This is a genomic window from Hyphomicrobium sp. 1Nfss2.1, assembly GCF_965243865.1.
Lineage (GTDB): Bacteria > Pseudomonadota > Alphaproteobacteria > Rhizobiales > Hyphomicrobiaceae > Hyphomicrobium_A.
In genome coordinates, this window is record NZ_OZ251603.1 from 4,052,965 (window position 1) to 4,072,349 (window position 19,385).

General features: G+C 62.6%; 15 protein-coding genes. 13 read left to right on the plus strand and 2 right to left on the minus strand.

Going from position 1 to position 19,385, the window contains the following annotated elements; genetic code table 11:
- Positions 1-30 precede the first annotated feature (30 nt).
- The 4 genes from ACP15D_RS19775 (at position 31) to ACP15D_RS19790 (ending at position 5,514) form a co-directional block, all read left to right on the plus strand.
- Positions 31-2,085, plus strand: a complete 2,055-nt coding sequence (locus tag ACP15D_RS19775; protein ID WP_424959114.1) for a hydantoinase/oxoprolinase family protein — start codon at positions 31-33, stop codon at positions 2,083-2,085.
- A 14-nt stretch (positions 2,086-2,099) separates the two neighbouring features.
- Positions 2,100-3,992, plus strand: a complete 1,893-nt coding sequence (locus ACP15D_RS19780; protein ID WP_424959115.1) for a hydantoinase B/oxoprolinase family protein — start codon at positions 2,100-2,102, stop codon at positions 3,990-3,992.
- A gap of 19 nt (positions 3,993-4,011) precedes the next feature.
- A complete protein-coding gene (locus ACP15D_RS19785) occupies positions 4,012-4,620 on the plus strand; it encodes an SRPBCC family protein (RefSeq protein WP_424959116.1) in 609 nt (202 codons plus the stop codon).
- A 111-nt stretch (positions 4,621-4,731) separates the two neighbouring features.
- Positions 4,732-5,514 (plus strand): creatininase family protein, encoded by a 783-nt coding sequence (locus ACP15D_RS19790; protein WP_424959117.1) that lies wholly within the window; start codon positions 4,732-4,734, stop codon positions 5,512-5,514.
- 2 nt (positions 5,515-5,516) lie between these two features.
- Here ACP15D_RS19790 and ACP15D_RS19795 read toward each other — a convergent pair whose 3' ends face one another.
- Entirely contained in the window at positions 5,517-6,374 is an 858-nt protein-coding gene (locus tag ACP15D_RS19795) for an IclR family transcriptional regulator (RefSeq protein ID WP_424959118.1), read from the minus strand.
- A gap of 117 nt (positions 6,375-6,491) precedes the next feature.
- On the opposite strand from ACP15D_RS19795, the gene ACP15D_RS19800 reads away from it, so the two are divergent.
- The 9 genes from ACP15D_RS19800 to ACP15D_RS19840 all read left to right on the plus strand — a co-directional run bounded on the left by ACP15D_RS19800 (position 6,492) and on the right by ACP15D_RS19840 (position 17,724).
- Complete coding sequence (locus tag ACP15D_RS19800) at positions 6,492-7,913, plus strand: amidase (protein ID WP_424959119.1); 1,422 nt, start codon at positions 6,492-6,494, stop codon at positions 7,911-7,913.
- The gene (locus tag ACP15D_RS19805) at positions 7,910-8,851 is read left to right on the plus strand and encodes a DMT family transporter (protein ID WP_424959120.1); all 942 of its coding nucleotides are present in this window, start codon (positions 7,910-7,912) and stop codon (positions 8,849-8,851) included. Before ACP15D_RS19800 ends, ACP15D_RS19805 begins: the two co-directional genes overlap by 4 nt.
- Before the next feature lie 164 nt (positions 8,852-9,015).
- Positions 9,016-9,873, plus strand: a complete 858-nt coding sequence (locus tag ACP15D_RS19810; RefSeq protein WP_424959121.1) for an FAD binding domain-containing protein — start codon at positions 9,016-9,018, stop codon at positions 9,871-9,873.
- 13 nt (positions 9,874-9,886) lie between these two features.
- Complete coding sequence (locus tag ACP15D_RS19815; RefSeq protein ID WP_424959122.1) at positions 9,887-10,417, plus strand: (2Fe-2S)-binding protein; 531 nt, start codon at positions 9,887-9,889, stop codon at positions 10,415-10,417.
- 10 nt (positions 10,418-10,427) lie between these two features.
- Positions 10,428-12,827: an aerobic carbon-monoxide dehydrogenase large subunit gene (cutA, locus tag ACP15D_RS19820; RefSeq protein ID WP_424959123.1), complete on the plus strand. Its 2,400-nt coding sequence runs from the start codon at positions 10,428-10,430 to the stop codon at positions 12,825-12,827.
- A gap of 193 nt (positions 12,828-13,020) precedes the next feature.
- A complete protein-coding gene (locus ACP15D_RS19825) occupies positions 13,021-14,106 on the plus strand; it encodes a BMP family ABC transporter substrate-binding protein (RefSeq protein WP_424959124.1) in 1,086 nt (361 codons plus the stop codon).
- Between the two features lie 54 nt (positions 14,107-14,160).
- Complete coding sequence (locus ACP15D_RS19830) at positions 14,161-15,660, plus strand: ABC transporter ATP-binding protein (RefSeq protein WP_424959125.1); 1,500 nt, start codon at positions 14,161-14,163, stop codon at positions 15,658-15,660.
- Positions 15,653-16,777, plus strand: a complete 1,125-nt coding sequence (locus ACP15D_RS19835; protein ID WP_424959126.1) for an ABC transporter permease — start codon at positions 15,653-15,655, stop codon at positions 16,775-16,777. The genes ACP15D_RS19830 and ACP15D_RS19835 overlap by 8 nt, the downstream gene beginning before the upstream one ends.
- 5 nt (positions 16,778-16,782) lie before the next feature.
- Positions 16,783-17,724 (plus strand): ABC transporter permease, encoded by a 942-nt coding sequence (locus ACP15D_RS19840; RefSeq protein ID WP_424959127.1) that lies wholly within the window; start codon positions 16,783-16,785, stop codon positions 17,722-17,724.
- A gap of 124 nt (positions 17,725-17,848) precedes the next feature.
- On the opposite strand, the gene ACP15D_RS19845 is transcribed toward ACP15D_RS19840, so the two are convergent.
- Positions 17,849-19,366 (minus strand): malonate--CoA ligase, encoded by a 1,518-nt coding sequence (locus tag ACP15D_RS19845; protein ID WP_424959128.1) that lies wholly within the window; start codon positions 19,364-19,366, stop codon positions 17,849-17,851.
- Positions 19,367-19,385 lie beyond the last annotated feature (19 nt).

The following is a 19,385-nucleotide window of genomic DNA, read 5'->3' on the forward strand; positions in this document are numbered from 1 at the left end:
ATATCCAATATACGGATACGCGAGGGACAGATGGGACTACGTATTGCGATCGATACCGGCGGCACTTTCACTGACGTTGTGGCGATCAATGACGCGACCGGAGCCATGACGGTGGTGAAGACGCCATCGACCCCGGCAGATCCAAGCGTGGGCTTGTTGAATGGCGTCCGTCGCGTGCTCGATGAGGTCGGTGCATCCGACCGCGACCTCAACATGCTGCTGCATGGCTCGACGGTCGCGACCAACGCGGTGCTCGAGCACAAATTCTCAGGCCTCGGGCTGATCGTCACGCGCGGCTTCCGTCATATGATCGAGGTTGCCCGCCAGTCCGTTCCCGACGGCTACGGCAACTCGTTCTTCTGGGTGAAGCCGCCGCGCCTCGTGCCGTTGCACCTCGTACGCGAGGTCGGCGGCCGCATGAACTTCTCCGGCCAGGAGCTGGAGGCGCTTGACGAGGCGGCGACGCTGCAAGCCGTTCGCGAGCTGGTCGAGGATGGAGTCAGCTGCATCGGTGTGTGCTTGCTGCACTCCTACGCGAATGACGCGCACGAGCGCCGCATCGGCGAGCTGATCAGGGAAAATTTCCCCGACGTGTTCGTCTCGCTGTCGTCCGTCGTGCTCCCGGAGTATCGCGAGTACGAACGCGCGATGACCACCCTGATCGACGTGCTCGTTAAGCCCTATTGCCGGACTTACCTCAACAGCGCGGCTGACAAGCTGCGCTCGCAGTCGGGCGATATCCCGTTCCTCATCATGCAGTCGAACGGCGGCGTGGTGAAGCATTCGTCGGCCGGCGAAAAGCCGGTGACGATGCTGCTGTCGGGGCCGGCCGCGGGCATTCTCGGCTCGATCCACATGGCGCGCCTTGCTGGCTACAAGGACATTCTAACGATTGACGTCGGCGGCACATCTACGGACGTCGCTATCGTCGAGGACTACGCGCCGATGTACACGTCGGCTTCGATGGTCGAGAACTATCCCGTCAAGACGCCGATGCTCGACATCGTCACTGTCGGATCGGGAGGCGGCTCGATTGCCTGGATAGATGCATACGGCCAGCTCAAGGTCGGTCCGAAGAGCGCCGGTGCTGATCCAGGACCCATTTGCTATGGCAGGGGCGGCACTCAGCCGACGGTCACGGACGCCGCGATTACGCTCGGCCGTCTCCCTTCAGCGCTCATCGGTGGCGCCATCAAGCTCGACGCCGTTGCGGCGCGCGCAGCTTACGACAAGCTCGGCGCTAAGTTCGGCATGACGGCCGAGGAAGTGGCCGCGGGCGCACTCGAGATTGCTGCGGTCAACCAGGTGTTCGGCATCCGCCAGGTGACGACCACCCGAGGCCGCGATCCCGGTGCCTATGCCATGGTGGCATTCGGGGGTGCCGGCGGACTGTTCGCTGCCGAGGTTGCCGACCTGCTCGACGTGCGCACGATCGTGTCGCCACCGAGCCCGGGCAATCTCTGCGCCTTCGGTCTGCACGTTTCGGACGTGCGCCGCGACTACATCCGCACGCTCGTGCGTCAGCAATCGACGGTCGATAAGCAGGAAATTCTCTCCGCCTGGGAGGATCTCGCGCAGGAAGGCGTCAGGGACATCTCCGCTGAAGGTATTCCGGCCGAGAAGATCAAGGTCCGCCGCGTCGCTGATGTGCGCTATCTCGGCGAAGGCCATGAGGTGCAGGTCGATGTACCAGACGGTGTCACTGGGCTTGCCGCTGTCGAGCACATGTTCAAGGACTTCCACCGCGTCCACGATCAGACCTTCGGCTTCCACTACGAAGGGGAGCAGGATGTCGAGCTGGTGAACCTGCGCGTGCAGGCAATCGGCGAGCAGCATCGTCCTCAGATCAACGCCGACATGACGGTGAAGGACGCAGCCACGCCCTTCGGCCATCGCCAGGCTTTCTGGCGCAGCTCCGGCTGGGTCAATTGCCCGCTCTACAAGCGCACTGAGCTCGCGATCGATCAGCGCGTGAGTGGTCCTGCGATTATCGAAGAGTACGGCTCGACAGTGGTGGTTCCTGCCAGCTGGACCGTTCGCGCCGATGCGTACGGCAACCTCATTCTAGAAAAGAACACGGACTAGGGGACAGAGCAGACATGCTTGATAGACCAACAAAGCTCGGCCCGATCGAGCTGGAAGTTATTCACGGCACGATCCGCGCTGCCGAGCTCGAGATCGAAGCTGCGGTCGAACGCACCGCCCGCTCGCCGATGATCCGCGACCAGCACGACTATCGCGTTGCGCTGTTCGATGCGAAAGGTCGCAAGCTCACCGGCCGTTCCTATTCGGCGATCGTCGAACCGGTGTTCGAGTATTTCGGCGCGGACAACATCTTTCCGGGCGACGTGTTCTTCTGGAACGACCCTTACAACTCCTGCGGCGGCATCGGCCACGTTCCCGACCTGTGCACCACCGTGCCGATCTTCTTCGGCGAGCGCCTGATCGGCTTCAGCCAGGTGTTCGGTCATCACGACGATATCGGCGGCGCGGTGCCGGGCAGCTTGCCGGTGCACGCGACCGACAGCTGGATGGAAGGCGTGCTCATCCCGCCGATCAAGCTCTATGAGCGTGGCAAGCTGAACGAGGCTGCGTTCAAGATCATCGTGCGCAACTCGCGCCTGTCCGAGCACCTTGCCGGCGATCTCGACGCCGAGATCGGCGCTGCCAAGCTCGGGTCGCGCCGCGTCATAGCGCTCGCGGAGCGTTACGGCGTCGATACGCTCGAAGCAGCGTTCGACCAGATCCTGCTCAACACCGCGGAGGTATTCCGCCGCGAAATTCTGCCGCGCATCAAGGACGGCGTCTACAACTTCGAGGATTACATCGAGAACGACGGCGTCGACGAGCCGCGCCTGCACGCGCTGCGCATCAAGATGACGAAGACGCCCGAGAAGATCATTCTCGACTTCACCGGCACCGACCCGGAAGCGAAGGGACCGATCAACTGGTCGCTCGACGAGGTCGAGGGGCGCTACTTCCGCAAATGGCTGGCGCCGACGCTGCGCTCCCTTGCCAACTCGCCAGAGCGGGCAGCGGAGATCGACTCCAATGAAGGCGTGCTCGACGTCATCGATGTAGTCTTCCCCGAGAAGGGCACATTGATCACGCCGACGTTCGGCAAGCCGACCGGCATGCGCTTCTTCCTCATGCTGCGCACGCTGGGGGTCTTTGCGGCATGCTTGTCGAAGGCAACCGACGGCAAGATGCCGGCGGATCACGAGACGATCCGCATCTGGGGCGTCACCGGCGGCAAGACGCAGAACGACTTCTATCTGTTCCGTGAAGTTCTCGGTGGCGGCAGTCCTGGTCGCCCGTGGGCAGACGGTTCCGACGTGGTGCACATCGTACCGAACTCGAAGAACCTTCCCGCCGAGTTCTCCGAGACGCGCTATCCCATTCTGGTCGAGCGCCTCGGGCTGAAGCAGGACTCGGGCGGCGCTGGCTTCCATCGTGGCGGCCTCGGCTACGACAAGCGCATCAAGATGCTCGATGACTGCAAGCTCATCTCCAACGCCGACCGCTCGATGCTGGGATGCTACGGGGTGAACGGCGGCAAGGCGGGCGCCAACTATAAGGTTACCGTCGCCGGCGTGGCGGGCGAGGAGGCCGAACATCCCGGCATGTGCGATAACGTCGTCGTGCCGGCTGGCGCATCGATCACCATCGTCACCACGGGCGGCGGCGGGTGGGGCGATCCTCTCGCGCGTCCCGTCGACGTGGTCGTTTCCGACGTGCAGTGCGCAAACATTTCAGCGGAATCCGCGCTCGCCGACTATGGCGTCGTGCTGATCAAATCCGGCCGCAAGTGGTCCGCCGATGAGGTTGCCACCAAAGCGAAGCGGGCGGAGTTGGCAAAGGCGCGCGGCAATCTGCCAATGTTCGACCGCGGCGCCTACTTCGATAAGCTGAAGGCGGCAGGCAAGATTACGCGTCCCGAAGGTTGGTCTGATCCCGACGCCGGATGGTTCGCTAAACCTGCAGCGCAGTGAGCAGCTCGAGGGTGGAAGGATGAAGATCAATCAGTCGTTCGAGGTCAACCGGCCGCCAGCGGAAGTCTGGGCACTGTTCCAGGATATTCCGACGGTAGCAACGTGCATGCCGGGTGCGCAGTTCACGGAAGACCGCGGCGACGGAAACTATGCCGGACGGGTGAATATCAAGCTTGGCCCGTTCGGCGCTTCATTCGAAGGCGCAGCGCGTGTGGTGAATGATGCCGCTACACACAGCGCCCACGTGGAGGGGCAAGGCCTCGACCGCAAGGGCGGCAGCCGCTCCAAGCTCATCATGGACTACAAGGTCGTGCAGGCGGGCGTCGGATCGCGGGTCGACATCGAAGCTGATGTGCAGCTCGCAGGTCCCATTGCCCAGTTCGGCCGTACTGGCGTCATCACCGAAACGGCGAACGTTTTGATTGGTCAGTTTGCGCGCAACGTCGAAGCAAAGCTTTCCGAAGTTCAGCCGCAGTGCAGCGCATCCCAAACCGCTGCCTCGACATCTTCGGCTGCTGCTGAACCCGCGCAGGCCGCCAATCAGGTGAACGCATTCAGGATCCTTTGGCTCGTCTTTGTCTCATCGCTCCGGCGAATGTTCGGAATGCAAAGCCGCCAGGGAAGCTAATAGCGATTCCGGCTTCCCACCTCCCGCGCTCGACCACGGCGCGCAAGGGAAGCCGGAGTCGCTAATACGGTGCTTGATGCACCAAGAGCTGCAATAGGGGAGAGCTGCTTCGTGGAACGTCGCTTGTCATACATGACCCAGATGGAGGCCGCCGACGCGATCGCGGCCGGACGATCGGTGATCGTTCCAACGGGGGCGACCGAGGCGCACGGCCCGCACATGCCGCTGGACACAGACACGCACCAGGTGGACCACATCGCCGCCTTGCTTGCAGACAAGATCGACGCGGTTGTCGCTCCGCCCGTCGCTTACGGAATTTCAAAAACCTTCGAGAAGTTTCCCGGCACCATATCGCTCACGATCCCGACGTATCAGACTTTGGTATTCGAGATCGGTGCCGCGCTCGTGCGCCAGGGTTTCAAGCACATCATCCTGCTCAACGGAAATCGCCCGAGCGGTACAGCCAATGACGCCGTCGCGCGCCACCTGATCGATGAGCTGGATGAAGACTATGACTTCGTCGTCTCCGCCGTGAGCTATTGGGAGCCGGCCGCAGCCGAGATTCATGCAATGCGCAAGTCGGTCCCGGGTGGCATGGGGCATGGCTGCGAAATGGAAGCGTCGTTTCAGCTCGCCACGCGCCCGGATATCGTGAAGATGGATCGTCTAGAGGGTGCGCATTACGGCCCCGTGGGCTGGGACCTCGTCGCACCGACCAATCCGACACGCACCTATGCGCGTCGTCCGCGTCCGCAAGTCGGCCACGCGGCGATCTTCGGCGATCCCTCGGTTGCCAGCGCCGAGGCCGGCGAAGCCTTCATCAACGTCGTCATCGCAGCGCTGACGAAAACATTCACCGAGCTGCAAACCTCATACGGCGAACGAAGAAAATGAAACTAGGCCGTACCCGGCCGCCAGCCCAGGTCGAGACTGATCGAATGGGTCGTCTCGAGGAGAAGATCGGTCAGCGCATCCAGTCGCTTGGTGTTTTTCGCGACGGCCTTGCGGAACACGAACGAGAGGCACGCCACGACACGCTCGTTGGCGTCGTAGATCGGCGCAGCGATGGAGCCTGTGAACGGCTGCACGTCGCCAACCGTGAGAGACCTGCCGTCGGCTTTGACCTGTTTGAGGATCGCACGCAGCCGCTTGGGATCCGTAACGGTATCCGCCGTCAGGCGCTCCAGGTCACGTGCAAGATACTCTTCAATGAACTCGGGTTCTTCATACGCGAGCAGCACCAGGCCCTTCGAGCCGCAGTGCAGCGGGAAGTGGTAGCCGTACTCGGCTTTCCTGATGTCTTCTTCCGCGCGCTGGTGCGAGTAGATGGCAACCGACTGATGGCCGATCCGCTCCACCACCTGTGTTGCGATCCCTTCCTCGTCCTCGAGACGTGCGAGGTAGGGCGTGGCGGCCTTCAGCGCCCGATGATTGGCAAGGTAAGCCGATCCGATGTGCCACAGGCGCGGACCGATCTCGTATCGGTTGCTTTCCGGATCGCGGCGCAAAAACTGCGCCTTCTCGAGCTGGATCAGCGTCCGGTGCACGGTGGCCCACGGCAAATTGAGGCTGCGGGTAACGTCGACAACGCGGCCCGGCGACGTCGCGAGGTAATCGAGAACCGCGAACGAGCGCGCCATGCCGCGCAACGGATCGTCGGCGGCGTCTTCTTGGGCACTGTTCGTGGTCTGCGCGGCGCCGTTTCTTTTCTTGGAACCGTTGCCCCGTACCGCTGCGCTTTGCGATTTCGTCACTTCGGAATCCGATCGCTGCTCAAAAAACATTCGTGATGCCCACTCTTACGCCATGACACACAAGCAGACAATGCATTGCGGCAAGAGGACACCGGCTGATTCCATTGGGGAACCATAATGAGTGATCCTATTTGGCGCTGGTCGGCAGTCAACGTCGTTGAGCGGATTGCAGCGGGCGATATCTCTGCGCGGGAGGCGCTCGTAAGCATCGCCGAGCGCATCGAGGCCGTAGACGGCCAAGTCAACGCCCTGCCCATTTTATGCCTCGACCGGGCTTTCCACTATCTGGAGGAACTCGAGAAACGCCCGCCCGCCGAGCGCGGCCGCTTTTTCGGGCTCCCATGGACCATCAAGGATTCGGCCGCTGTTGCCGGCGTGCGGACGACATATGGCTCGCTCGCATACGCTGACTATGTCCCGAGCCATTCGGATTACGTTGTCGACGCTATCGAAGCGGCGGGTGGGGCCGTCTATGCAAAGTCGAACACGCCGGAGTTCGAAGCGGGCGCCAACACCTTCAACGAGGTTTTCGGGCGTACTCTCAATCCATGGGATGTAACGCGCTCCGCCGGCGGATCTTCGGGTGGAGCCGCCGTGGCCGTCGCCACCGGAATGGCGTTCCTGTCACAAGGGTCGGATTTCGCCTGCTCGCTGCGATTTCCAGCGGCCTTCTGCAATGTCGTGGGATTGCGTCCGAGCCCTGGACTGATACCCCAAGGACCGAGCAGCTTACCCATGCAGGTGCTTTCGGTCATGGGCCCGCTGGCCCGCACGGTCGAGGATGCAGCGCTGGCGCTCGATGGCATGGCGCGGTTCGATGTGCGAGACCCGCTCTGTCGTCCTCTCCCGACCAAGCAAAGCTATCTCGAAGCGGCCCGGCATGCGACGCCGCCCAAGTCGGCCGCCTACAGCGTCACGCTTGGCCTGGCTGAGGTCGATCGCGGCGTGCGCGCCGTTGTCGAGGACGCGATCGATAAGCTCGTCCGGGCCGGGCTCGACGTGGACGCAGCCGACCCGGACCTGCGCTCGAGCGATAGCGTGTTCCGCACGCTCCGCGCCTTTCAGTTCGCGGCTTTGCGGCGCGACGCGCTCCAAGCCCACCGCCAGAAGCTGAAGCCGGAGGTCGTCTGGAACATTGAAGAAGGCTTGCGCCTTTCCGCTGCGGACATTGGCTCCGCGGAGGCGGAACGCGGGCGGCTGCGGCGCACCATGATCGCGTTCCTCGATAAGCACGGCATCCTCATAACGCCGACCGCGCCCGTCGAGCCGTTCCCGGTCGAGCAGCGCTACGTCGAGGAGATCGAGGGCCACAAGCTCAATACGTATCTCGACTGGATGGTGCTGGGGTATGCCATCAGCGTGTGCGGATGCCCGGCGATCTCAATCCCTTGTGGCCGCACAAGCACCGGATTGCCGGTTGGTCTGCAACTCGTTGCAAAGCCTTATGCCGAGGCGGAGTTGCTGTCGGCGGCCGCGTGGTGCGAGGCTGTGCTCCAAAGCGCTTTGCGCGTCCCCATCGATCCCGCAGTATCGCCATGAGCGCTTCAAATTTCTGGCGCAGGGCAGAGCCTCTGCTGTTGCTACTCGCAACCGGTGCAGGCGTCGGCACCATCTTTCCCTTGGGCAATATTGCCGTGTCCCATGGGCTGTCGCCGCTCGTCTATGTTGCGGTGGCGTCGTTGGGAGGCACAGTCGTCCTTGCGCTGCTCAACTGCCTGAAGGGCTACTCACTGCGGCCTGATCGCGAAGCACTGCGATATGCCTTTATCTCCGGTCAACTCACCATCGCAGTGCCGTTCACCGCAATCGTAGCTGTGATGCAGCATCTGGGCTCGGCGTTGCCCGCCATCATGCAAACGCTCATCCCGATCGCGACGCTGGCGATCGTCTACATGATGCGCCTCGAGAAGCCGAGCGCTGCCCGCGTGTTTGGATTGGCATTGGGCATAGCCGGCGCTGCAATCATTCTGATCACGCGCGGACACGGCGATGAGGAAACTGCATCTTCTATTCTCTGGTATCTGGCGGCGCTGATCGGCCCAGCGGTTCTCGCCGTCGGCAACGTTTATCGCAGTGTCGACTGGCCTTCGTACGACCCGCCCGCCTTGCAATTGGCGACGTGGACTCTTGCTGCAGCTGCACAGTCTTTGATCTGTTTGCTCATCTTTTGGGAACTCGTCTCGCCAAGTGGCGCAAACGGCACTGTGGTCCAGCATATTCTTGCGAACTGGAAGTTGATCGCTCTGCAATCCGTCACGCTCGGCATCGGCTACGCGTTCTACTTCCGCCTCCAGCGTGTCGGTGGACCCGTCTACATCAGCCAACTGAGCTACGTGAATATGGCCGTTGGAGTGCTGTTTGCCGTGGCTTTTTTCGGCGAGGTGATCTCGCTCTGGAGCTGGCTTGCGCTCGCTCTCACCGCGCTAGGTGTTTTCATCGTTAATTCGACGGCACCACGTAATCAGCGCCCAGAATAACAATATTGACAGTTTTGTTTATCTCAAATTAGGATGCCATATCCAATATGTGGATATATCCACCTGTTGGGCGCGACATCGCCGCATTTTGCGGAGATGGGGTTCGGGCTAGCAAAAACATCAGCCGGTCCCGGCCAAATAAAGCGATCGGCTTGCGAGGTAGGATGAAACCACCGCCCTTCGAGTACTGTGCGCCCCGCTCGCTTAAGGATGCCGTTGACCTGCTTGCCGCCGATCCATCAGCGATGGTTCTCGCCGGTGGCCAAAGTCTGATCCCCGCGCTCAACATGCGCTTCGCCGCACCGAGTCGCCTCATCGACATTCAGCATGTCGAAGGACTGAAGGGGACTGCGATCGAAGGCGGCAACATCATCGTTCGAGCCATGACGCGTCACCGCGAGCTCGAACTCAACGACGAAGTCTTCCGCGCCAATCCGCTGATCCGTGAGACGATGGCGCACGTCGCTCACGTTCCTATCCGTAATCGCGGCACCGTGGTCGGCAGCTTGTGCCACGCCGATGCAGCCGCTGAGATGCCCTCGATTCTGCTTGTGACGGACGGCTCCGTAATCACCGAGAGCCCGCGCGGCCGCCGCGAGATTCCCGCCGCCGACTTCTTCCAGTTTCATATGACGACGTCGCGCGAGCCGGACGAGATCGTCGTCGAAGCGCATTTCCCCGTTCTGCCTCAGGGCGCCGGCTGGGCATTCGAGGAGTTCACGCGTCGCCACGGTGACTATGCGATTGCCGCCGTCGCGGCGATCGTCACGCGGGCGGGATCAACGGATGTCGTGTCGCTGTCCGCGTGCGGCGTCGCCTCGCGCCCGATCCGCCTCACGGCGTGTGAACAGATCTTCGCGGCCCAGGGCCTCACCGACGCATCCTTCAAAGCCGCCAGCGAGGCGGCGAAGGAGTACGTGACAGCGCCCGACGATATCCACGCGACCAACGACTACCGGCGCGATCTGCTGGCAAGTCTTGTGGTCCGGGCCGTCGAGAAGGCGCTTACGAGGTCGCGTTGAGGGAAATGCACAAATGAGCCGCGCCAAGATAAGAACAAAACTTCCAACCAAGTCGGCTGACTCTACCGTCGACATCGAGCTGACCGTAAACGGGGAGCAGGTGTCGGCAGAAGTCAGCACCCGCATGCTGCTGTCGGACTTTCTGCGTCACGAGCTTGGGCTGACGGGCACCCACGTCGGATGCGAGCACGGTGTTTGCGGCGCCTGCACCGTGCTCATCGACGGTGTTGCCGGCCGCTCTTGCCTCACCTTCGCCGCACAGGCCGCCGGCTGCGAAGTGCGCACCATCGAATCCGTCGCCAACAAAGACGGCACGCTGCATCCGCTGCAGGAAGCATTCCGCGATTGTCATGGTCTGCAGTGCGGCTACTGCACGCCCGGCATGATCATGAACATCCTCAGCAGCTTCAATTCCAGCGCGCCGCTCGATCTCTCTGACGAGGGCATCAGAGACATCATCTCGGGCAATCTGTGCCGCTGCACCGGCTATCAGAACATCATCGCCGCCGTACGTCAGGCGGCCAAGGCAATGTCGCTGGGCTAAGGGGGCACCGATGTCGACGAAAATGTTCGGTGCCCGCATCAAGCGGAACATTGATCCGCAGTTGCTGGTCGGGGAGGGCTCGTTCGTCGACGACATTCCTCTGGCCGGCGCGCTGCACGTGGCCTTCGTGCGCAGCCCGTTTGCGCGAGCCAAGATCAATTCGATCTCGACCGAACTCGCCGAGCAGCATCCAGGCGTCGCAGCCGTCTACACCTGCGACAACATCGGGGCGCTCGATCTGGAGTTGCCGCAACTCATCCCGCATCCGTGCATGAATAGCCCGCGTACCCAACGCCCGTTGGCGCGCGGTGACGTCTTTTACGTTGGCCAGACGGTTGCGATGGTCGTGGCTGTCGATCGCTACACGGCCGAGGATGCCGCAGCGCTCGTCGATGTCGACTACGAGCGGCTCCCGGTGGAAATCGACCTCGAGAAGGCAATTCTCGATGGCGCCCCGCTCGTCCATCCGACCCACCCGAACAACATCGCCGCCGATCTGGTGCAGATTTCCGGCGATCCCGACAGCGCCATCGCCGGTGCCGAGCACGTAACGAAGATCCGCGTGCAGGTGGATCGTTCGACCGCAGCGCCGATGGAGTGTCGCGCGGTCGCCGCGACCTTCGACAAGGTCATGGGCGAGTTGACCGTATGGGACAGCACGCAAGGCCCGATCGCCATCCGCGGCGGCCTGGCGTCCATTTTCAATCTCGACGAAGACAAAGTCCGCGTGATCGCTCCCCATGTCGGCGGAGGTTTCGGCCAGAAAGTGCTCCTCTTCTATCCTGATGAGCTTCTGGTGCCGTTTGCGGCGATGCAACTCGGCCGCCCCGTGAAGTTCATCGAGGACCGCCGCGAGAACTTCATCGGCTCGTCGCAGGAACGCACGCAGATCCACGAGATCGAGCTCTACGCCAAGAAGAACGGCGAGGTCATCGCTCTCGTCGACCGCTTCCTGCACGATACGGGCGCCTTCATTCCTTACGGCATCGCCGTGGCCCAGGTCGCATCGACATCGATCGCCGGGCCATATCGCATTCCCAACATTCGCGTAGAGTTCAAGGCAGTCTACACGCCGACCGTCGTCGTCACGCCCTATCGCGGCTGCGGTCGACCGCAAGCGAACTTCGCCATCGAACGGGCGATGGACAAACTTGCCGAGGAACTCGGCCTTGATCGCTTCGAGGTTCGTCGCCGCAATCTGATTGCCGACCACGAGTTCCCGTATCTGCGCAAGGGACTGCTGTTCGCCGACGGTCTGCCGGTCAGCCTCGACAGCGGCCAGTATCACAAGGCGCTGCAGCTGCTGACCGAGAAGCTTGCGCCGGAAGAGTTCGCGGGCCAGCAGAAGGCCGCGCGCGATGCGGGTCGCTATCTCGGGCTCGGCCTTTCGTTCTACGTCGAAGGAACCGGTCTCGGGCCCTACGAAGGCGGCCACATCAAAATTCATCCGATCACCGGTAAGGTCTACGTCAACACGGGTCTGACGTCGCAAGGGCAGGGGCATGACACCGTCTTCGCCCAGATCGTTGCCGACCAGCTTGGCGTAGCCGTTACCGACGTCATTCTCGTCGAGGGCGATACCAAGGCCTTCGACTGGGGCGTCGCCACGTTCGCCAGCCGGGCGGCGGTGGTGTCCGGAAATGCCATCCACAAGTCGGCGCTGATCGTCCGCAAGAAGACCTTGGCGGCAGCGGCCAACATGCTTGAGGTGAGCCCGGACGACCTGGAACTGCGCGACGGTGCAGCATGGGTGAAAGGCAGCAATCGCTCTGTTTCGCTCGCTGCCATCGCGACGGCCACCAACCCGCTGCGTTACGCCTTCAACGAGTCTGCAAAGGCCGCCACCCAGTTTGCTCCCGCAAGCAAGCACGACGGACCGCCGCTGGCGGAAGGCCAGCATCCGGGCCTCGAAGCAACGGACTACTACAGCCCGCCTAGCGCCACATGGGCCTATGGCGTGCACGGTGCCATCGTCGAGGTCGATCCCGACCTCTGCGCCATCAAGATCAAGCGCTACATCTGCATCCACGACTGCGGAAACATGATCAACCCGACGATCGTCGAGGGCCAGGTCATGGGCGGTATCGCGCAAGGCATCGGCGGCGCCATGTATGAGCGCATCGAATACGACACCGAAGGCAATCTCATCAACGCGAACTTCGTGGACTTCCTAGTCCCCTACGCGACCGAAATTCCGCCTGTCGAGATCCTCCATCTCGAAACGCCAACGCCGTTGAACCCGCTCGGGGTCAAGGGCGTCGGCGAGGCTGGATGCATCCCTGTGGCGGCCGTCATTGCTTCTGCTGTCGAAGATGCGCTGCGACCGCTGACACACGAGCACTTCTACCACGTACCGATAACGCCGAGCGCCATACACGCAGCCCTGAAGAAGGCAGCGCCGGCAAACTAGACAAATGACGCCGGGTAACGGCGTCGACGGGTGGAAACATCGTGATGACCGGCGACGGTCGTCACCAGGGATGGCGAGAAGAGCGAACGTCGGTGTCAGTCCTCGGGGGGGACATGAGACAGGCGAAGCTATCCGAACTGAGTGTTGACCAGGGGAAGCGGCGAGTTCGCCGAAGCAGGATGGGAAGTGAACGATGAAAGCGAAGTTCAAGATGCTACTTGCGGCGGTAGCCACGATGGCCGTCATATCGGCCGCGCCGGCCAGGGCTGAATTCAAGCTCGAGAATCCGCCGAAGATTGCCATGATCCTTCTGGCCCAGAAGAACGATGGCGGCTGGTCGCAAGCGCTCGACGAGGCGCGTCAGAAGCTCGAGAAGGACATGGGGATCACCATTCCCGTCATCGAGAACGTGCCCGAGAACGCCACCGCCATTCGCCCGGCTGTCGAGCTTCTCATCCAGCGCGGCACCAACGTGATCATCGGATCGGCTTTCGGCTACTCCGACACGTTCAAGGAACTTGCAGAGAAGTATCCCAAAGTCGCCTTCCTCAATCCGGCCGGCACGACGAACGGCCCCAACCTGGAGAGCTTCTACGGGCGCACTTACGAGAGCCAGTATCTGTGCGGCATGGCTGCGGCTGGTGCCTCGAAGACTGGCAAGCTCGGCTTTGTCGCTGCCAACCCGTTCGGGCTGGTGAACTGGACCGTCAACGCCTACGCAATGGGCGCGCGTCAGGTCAACCCCAAGGCCACCGTCACCGTCGTCTACACCGGCGCGTGGAATGATCCCGTCAAGGAGCGCGCCGCTGCGCAGGCTCTGATCGAGCAGGGCATCGACGTCGTCGGCCAGCACGTCGACACTGCTGCTGTGCAGATCGTCGCGCAGGAAAAAGGCGTCTACGGCACTGGTCATCACCGCGACCTTTCCGAGTTCGCGCCGAAGGCGACGCAGTGCTCGTCGGTCTGGGTGTGGGACCGCTTCCTCGGACCTGAAATCAAGAAGCTGTCGACCGGCTGGACGCCGAGCGAGTACGGCGCCTTCATCGCCATGAAGGACGGCGGCACCGACATCAAGTGTTGCGGCGATGCCGTGCCGAAGGACGTCGCCGACAAGATCACCGCCGCGCGCCAGGAGATCATCGACGGCAAGCGCCAAGTCTACGCCGGCCCGCTCAAGGATCGCGAAGGCAAGGAGCGCGTCGCGGCCGGTCAGGTCCTCAGCGACGGCGATCTTTGGAAGATGGATTGGTTCGTCGATGGCGTGATCAGCCAGAAGTAATCGACAGGGGCGCGACGGTTCTCCGTCGCGCTCCCGCTAGCTTTTGGTGGGGCCATGCCAATTCTCGAACTCCACGACGTATCGAAGTCCTTCGACGGCTTCCAGGCCGTGGCGGATGCATCGTTCGACCTCGTGCCGGGCGAGCTGCATGCCCTTCTGGGTGAGAACGGCGCCGGCAAATCATCACTGATGAATATTGTGGCCGGTCTTTACCGCCCCGACAAAGGACGCATTCGCGTCAGCGGCCGCGACGTCCACATAGACGGACCATCCACCGCAAAAAGGCTCGGCATCGGCATGGTGCACCAGCACTATAAACTGGTGAAGGCCTTCAATGCCGTAGAGAACATTCTGCTTGCCGCCGGCGCCGACAAGTACCGCGCGGGCTTGGCCGAGGTGGCGAAGTCGGTCCGCGAACACTGCGAAGAGATGGGCTTCGACGTTGATCTGAGCCGGCCTGTCGGCGCGTTGTCCGTTGCCGAGCAGCAGCGGGTCGAAATACTCAAGGTGCTCGTCAACGGCGCACAGATCATCATCCTCGACGAGCCGAGCGCCGTGCTGACCGACAGCGAGGCGGCAGCCCTTCTCAAAGTCATGCGCACGTTGGCCGCCAAGGGTGCCGCGGTCGTGCTGATTACGCACAAGCTCGGCGAGGTAAAGGCATTCGCGGACCGCGTCACGATCATGCGGGGCGGGCGCACCGTGACCACCGCTGATCCAAAGGGCAGCTCACTCGCGGACCTCACAGCCAAGATCATCGGTCAGGCTGTTTGCGAGACGCGCCATCCCGCAAAGGCGATTGGAACGCCTGTGCTCCACCTCAAGGGCATCACGGGCTCGCGAGCCGACGGGCACCGTACGCTGCATGGCGTCGATCTTACGCTGCGCGCAGGCGAGCTTTACGGCATCGCTGGCGTTGGTGGCAACGGCCAGCCCGAGCTAGCCGAGATCCTGATGGGCGTGAACAGGCCGACCGGCGGAACGCTCGAGTTCGTCGGAGCAGGCGACATCAGTCGCAGCAGTCCTGCGGAGAGGCGCAAGCTGGGGCTGGTCTGCATCCCAGCCGACCGAGCGACCTACGGCCTGGCTGGCGAATTGTCGATTTGCGAGAATTATATTGTCACCGGCGTGCGCAACGGCCGCTTCGGCTCCTGGACGCGCGTCAACTGGCGCTCGGGAGCGGCCAGCACCAATGACGCAGTCAGCGCCTTTGAAGTTCTGGGCGTTCGCTCCACACGTCAGAAGGCGTCGCTGCTCTCAGGCGGCAACGCCCAGAAGCTCGTCATTGCCCGCGAGCTCGCCTCGCCCCCGCGCATTGTCGTGGCTCACAGCCCGAGCCGCGGTCTCGATGCGCGCGCGACCAGCGAGGTACGCCGACGCTTGCTCGAGGCGCGCGATGCCGGCGCCGCGGTTCTGCTTATCAGCGAGGACCTCGACGAGATCATGCTGATGTCGGACCGCATCGGCGTCATGACGCGCGGCCGTATCGTGCAAGAGTTCGAAGCGCCCGCTGACCGGCAACTGTTGGGCAAGGCGATGGTGCACCATGACTGAGATGCAGTTGAACATTGGCATGGCTCGCCCGCAGCAGCCGCCCGCGCCGCCCTCGATGGGCCGGCGCATTCCCGGTTTGCTGCTCGAAGTGCGCCAGCACGCGCCGATTTGGTTTCAAACTCTCGTGCTTCTTTGTGGGATGGCAACGGGCCTCGGGCTTTCGTTCCTTATCCTGCTGGCGGCAGGGGTTCCGGCCGATGGGCTGGTCGTCGAATTCAAGAGCATCTTCTCCAATACGACGAATGTCGCATCCCTGCTGACCCAGCTCGCGCCGTTGCTGATCGTCGGCCTGAGTGCTGCCGTCGCCTTCCGGGTGCAGTTCTGGAACATCGGCATCGAAGGGCAAATGATATTCGGCTCGATCGCCGCGACGTTTGTTGCCATCAATGACATCGGACCCGAGCCGCTGCGCCTGCCGCTGATGATGGCCGCCGCCGCCATCGGCGGCATGGCCTGGATCATCGTCCCGGCGCTGCTGCGCATCCGCTTCGGCGTCAACGAGATCATCTCGACGCTGTTGCTCAACTACGTCGCCGTCAATTTCCTGCTGCATCTTCTTTACGGAGGCTGGCGCGACCCGAAGAGCAGCTTCCCCAACTCCGAGCAGTACACCGCAGCTGAGCGCCTTCCGCAGCTGGGATGGGAGAGCCTCACGTATGCTTTGCCCCTCGCGCTGGTGCTGACGCTATTCTGCTGGTGGCTGTTCAGCCTCAGCCGCTTCGGCTTCTATACGCGCATTGTGCAGTCGAATCCGAAGATGGCGCTGGCGATGGGTATTCCGGTGATCGCCGTGACGCTCGGCGCCGCGCTTCTGTCGGGCGCGCTCGCGGGCGTTGCCGGCTTCACCATCAGTTCCGGTGTGGAATACCGCCTGACGCAGGGCTTCTTCCTGGGCTACGGCTTCTCCGGCATCCTCATTGCCTTCCTCGCCCGCAACAACATGATCGGCGCCATCCTCGTCTCGCTTCTGGTGGCAACGTTCTTCGTCGCCAGCCAGAGCCTTCAGGTGTTCTACCAGGTGCCTGGCGCGATCGTGCAGTTGATCCAGGCCGTCATCGTCATCTCGGTCGCCGGCTTCGAGTTCTTCAACCGCTTCCGCTTACGTCTGGCGAGGTAGACGCAATGACAGACTTCTTCATCAACTGGGTCGCGAACATCCCAGGCTTCGCCGCACCATTCGCCCTGGCAGCGCTCGGCTTGATCGTGTCGGAGAAGTCCGGCGTGCTGACGCTCGGCGCCGAAGGTTACATGCTCGTCGGCGCGCTGTCGGGCGTCGGAGCCATCCTGCTGCTCGGCGGATACCCGATCGCTGCCTTGCTCATTGCCGCCGCCGTAACGAGCCTCTTCTCGCTCATCTTCGCAGTGATGACGGTCACACTGCGCGTCAACCAGGTGATCGCCAGTCTCGCCATCATCTTTCTCGGTCAGGGCTTGACCAGTCTCATCGCTACGCGGGCGGGTTGGCTCAACGTGCCGATCGCGGGTCTCGGAAAGCTCAACGTGCCGGGGCTGTCGGACCTTCCCGTGGTTGGACCGATCCTGTTCCAGCAGGACATCGTCTGCTACCTTCTGGTTCCGATCTTTATCGGTGTCGTCTACGTCCTCAATCGCACCGTCATCGGGCTGAAACTTCGCGCCGTCGGTGACGGGCCGGATGCCGCCGACGCGGCAGGCGTAAGCGTCAACCTCGTTCGTTATGGCGCCGTCATGGCTGGCGCCGCGCTGGTCGGTCTGGCTGGCGCGTACCTCTCCATAGGCATCGCCAAGCTTTGGGTTGATGGCATGTCGGGTGGTCGCGGCTTGATCGCCATCGCGCTCGTCATCTTCGCCCGCTGGCATCCATGGCGCGCACTCGCTGGTGCCGTTCTCTTCGGCGGTATCGAGGCGCTTATCCCGCGCGTCGCGGCCATCGGCCTGCAGGTGCCCCAGTACTTCGTGATGATGACACCGTATCTCGCCACCCTCGCGGTGATGGTCTGGGCGAGCACGCGCGGACGCGAGCGGGAGGCCTTCGCCATGCCGCGGGCTTTGGGACAACCGCACACGCGCGAGGAGCGGCACTAGCAGCCACGTAAGCGCAGGGCGTCCCGCACCAGCTGCGCGGAATAAGAACAAGGCCGGGGTGATGCCCCGGGCCTCTTCTTGTCGGCTACCACGTAGCCGATGTTCCGGCGTTACACCGCGCGCTTCAGTGCATGTATAAATCCCTGTAGGTCTGGCGCAGCTCGTTCTTCAGCACCTTGCCCATCGTGTTGCGCGGCAGCGCATCCACAAACAGCACGCGCTTCGGCAGCTTGTATTTCGCGAGCTTGCCTTCCAGCACCGACAGCACGCCCTTCTCGTCGAGCTCAGCACCTTGGTTCAAGACGACGACGGCGGTAACGCCCTCGCCGAAGTCGCGGTGCGGCACGCCGATGACGGCGCTCTCGAACACGCCGCCCATGGCGTCGATCTCCGCCTCGACCTCTTTCGGATACACATTGTAGCCGCCCGAGATCACGAGGTCTTTGCCGCGCCCGACGATCGACACGTAGTTGTTGTCGTCGATCTTACCGAGATCGCCCGTGATGAAGTAGCCATCGGGCGTGAATTCCGCTGCCGTCTTCTCCGGCATGCGCCAATAGCCCTTGAATACGTTCGGGCCCTTCACCTGAATCATGCCGACCTCGCCCGCGGGCTTGGCTGCCCCCGTTTCGGGATCGCAAACGCGGACGCTGATCCCGGACAATGCTGGCCCCACTGATCCTGGGATGCGCTCGCCCTCGTACGGGTTCGACGTGATCATGTTCGTCTCGGTCATACCGTAGCGCTCGAGGATACGATGCCCCGTACGCTGTTCCCACGCGCGATGCGTCTCCGCCAGCAGCGGTGCCGAACCGGAAACGAACAGGCGCATGTTCGCCGTTGTCTCTCGCGTGAGGCGTGGGTCATCCAGCAGCCGCGTATAAAACGTCGGAACGCCCATCATCGTCGTGGCCCCCGGCCAAAGCCGGAAGATCTCGTGGGGATCGAATTTCGGCAGCAACACCATCGATGATCCCGCCATCAGCGTGACGTTGGTGGCGACGAACAGGCCGTGCGTGTGGAATATCGGCAGCGCATGCAGCAGCACATCGTCAGCGGTGAAGCGCCACGATCCCTTCAGGACGCTGGCATTCGATGTGAGATTGGCGTGCGTTAGCATCGCGCCTTTCGACCGGCCGGTCGTGCCCGACGTATAAAGGATCGCAGCGAGATCATCGCCAGTGCGTTCGACGTCACAGAATTCCGTGGCAAGGTCGCCGCTCTCCTCGCTCACTGTCCCGATCCCATTGCGATCGAGCGTCTCGACGTGCGCGACACCAAGCTCGCGCGCCAGCCCTGAAATGCCCGCGAGCTTTGCCGGGTCGCACACGACAATCCGCGGCTCGGCATCCCCGATGAAGTATTCCATCTCGGCGAGCGTGTAGCCTGTGTTCAGCGGCAGATAGACGGCGCCGACGCGCAGGCAGGCGAGATACAACATGAGCGCGCGAGCCGACTTTTCCACCTGCACGGCAACGCGGTCGCCCGGCTTCACGCCCTTTGATACGAGCAGGTTGGCGAGCTTTGCAGATTCGGAAAACGCCGCTTCATAGCTCGTCACCTGACCCGCCGGCGACACGATGAATGGCGCCGACACCCGTTCGGTTCGCGCCCGGATGAGGGAGAACAGATTTCCAGACATGACAATCTCCTTGAGCGCG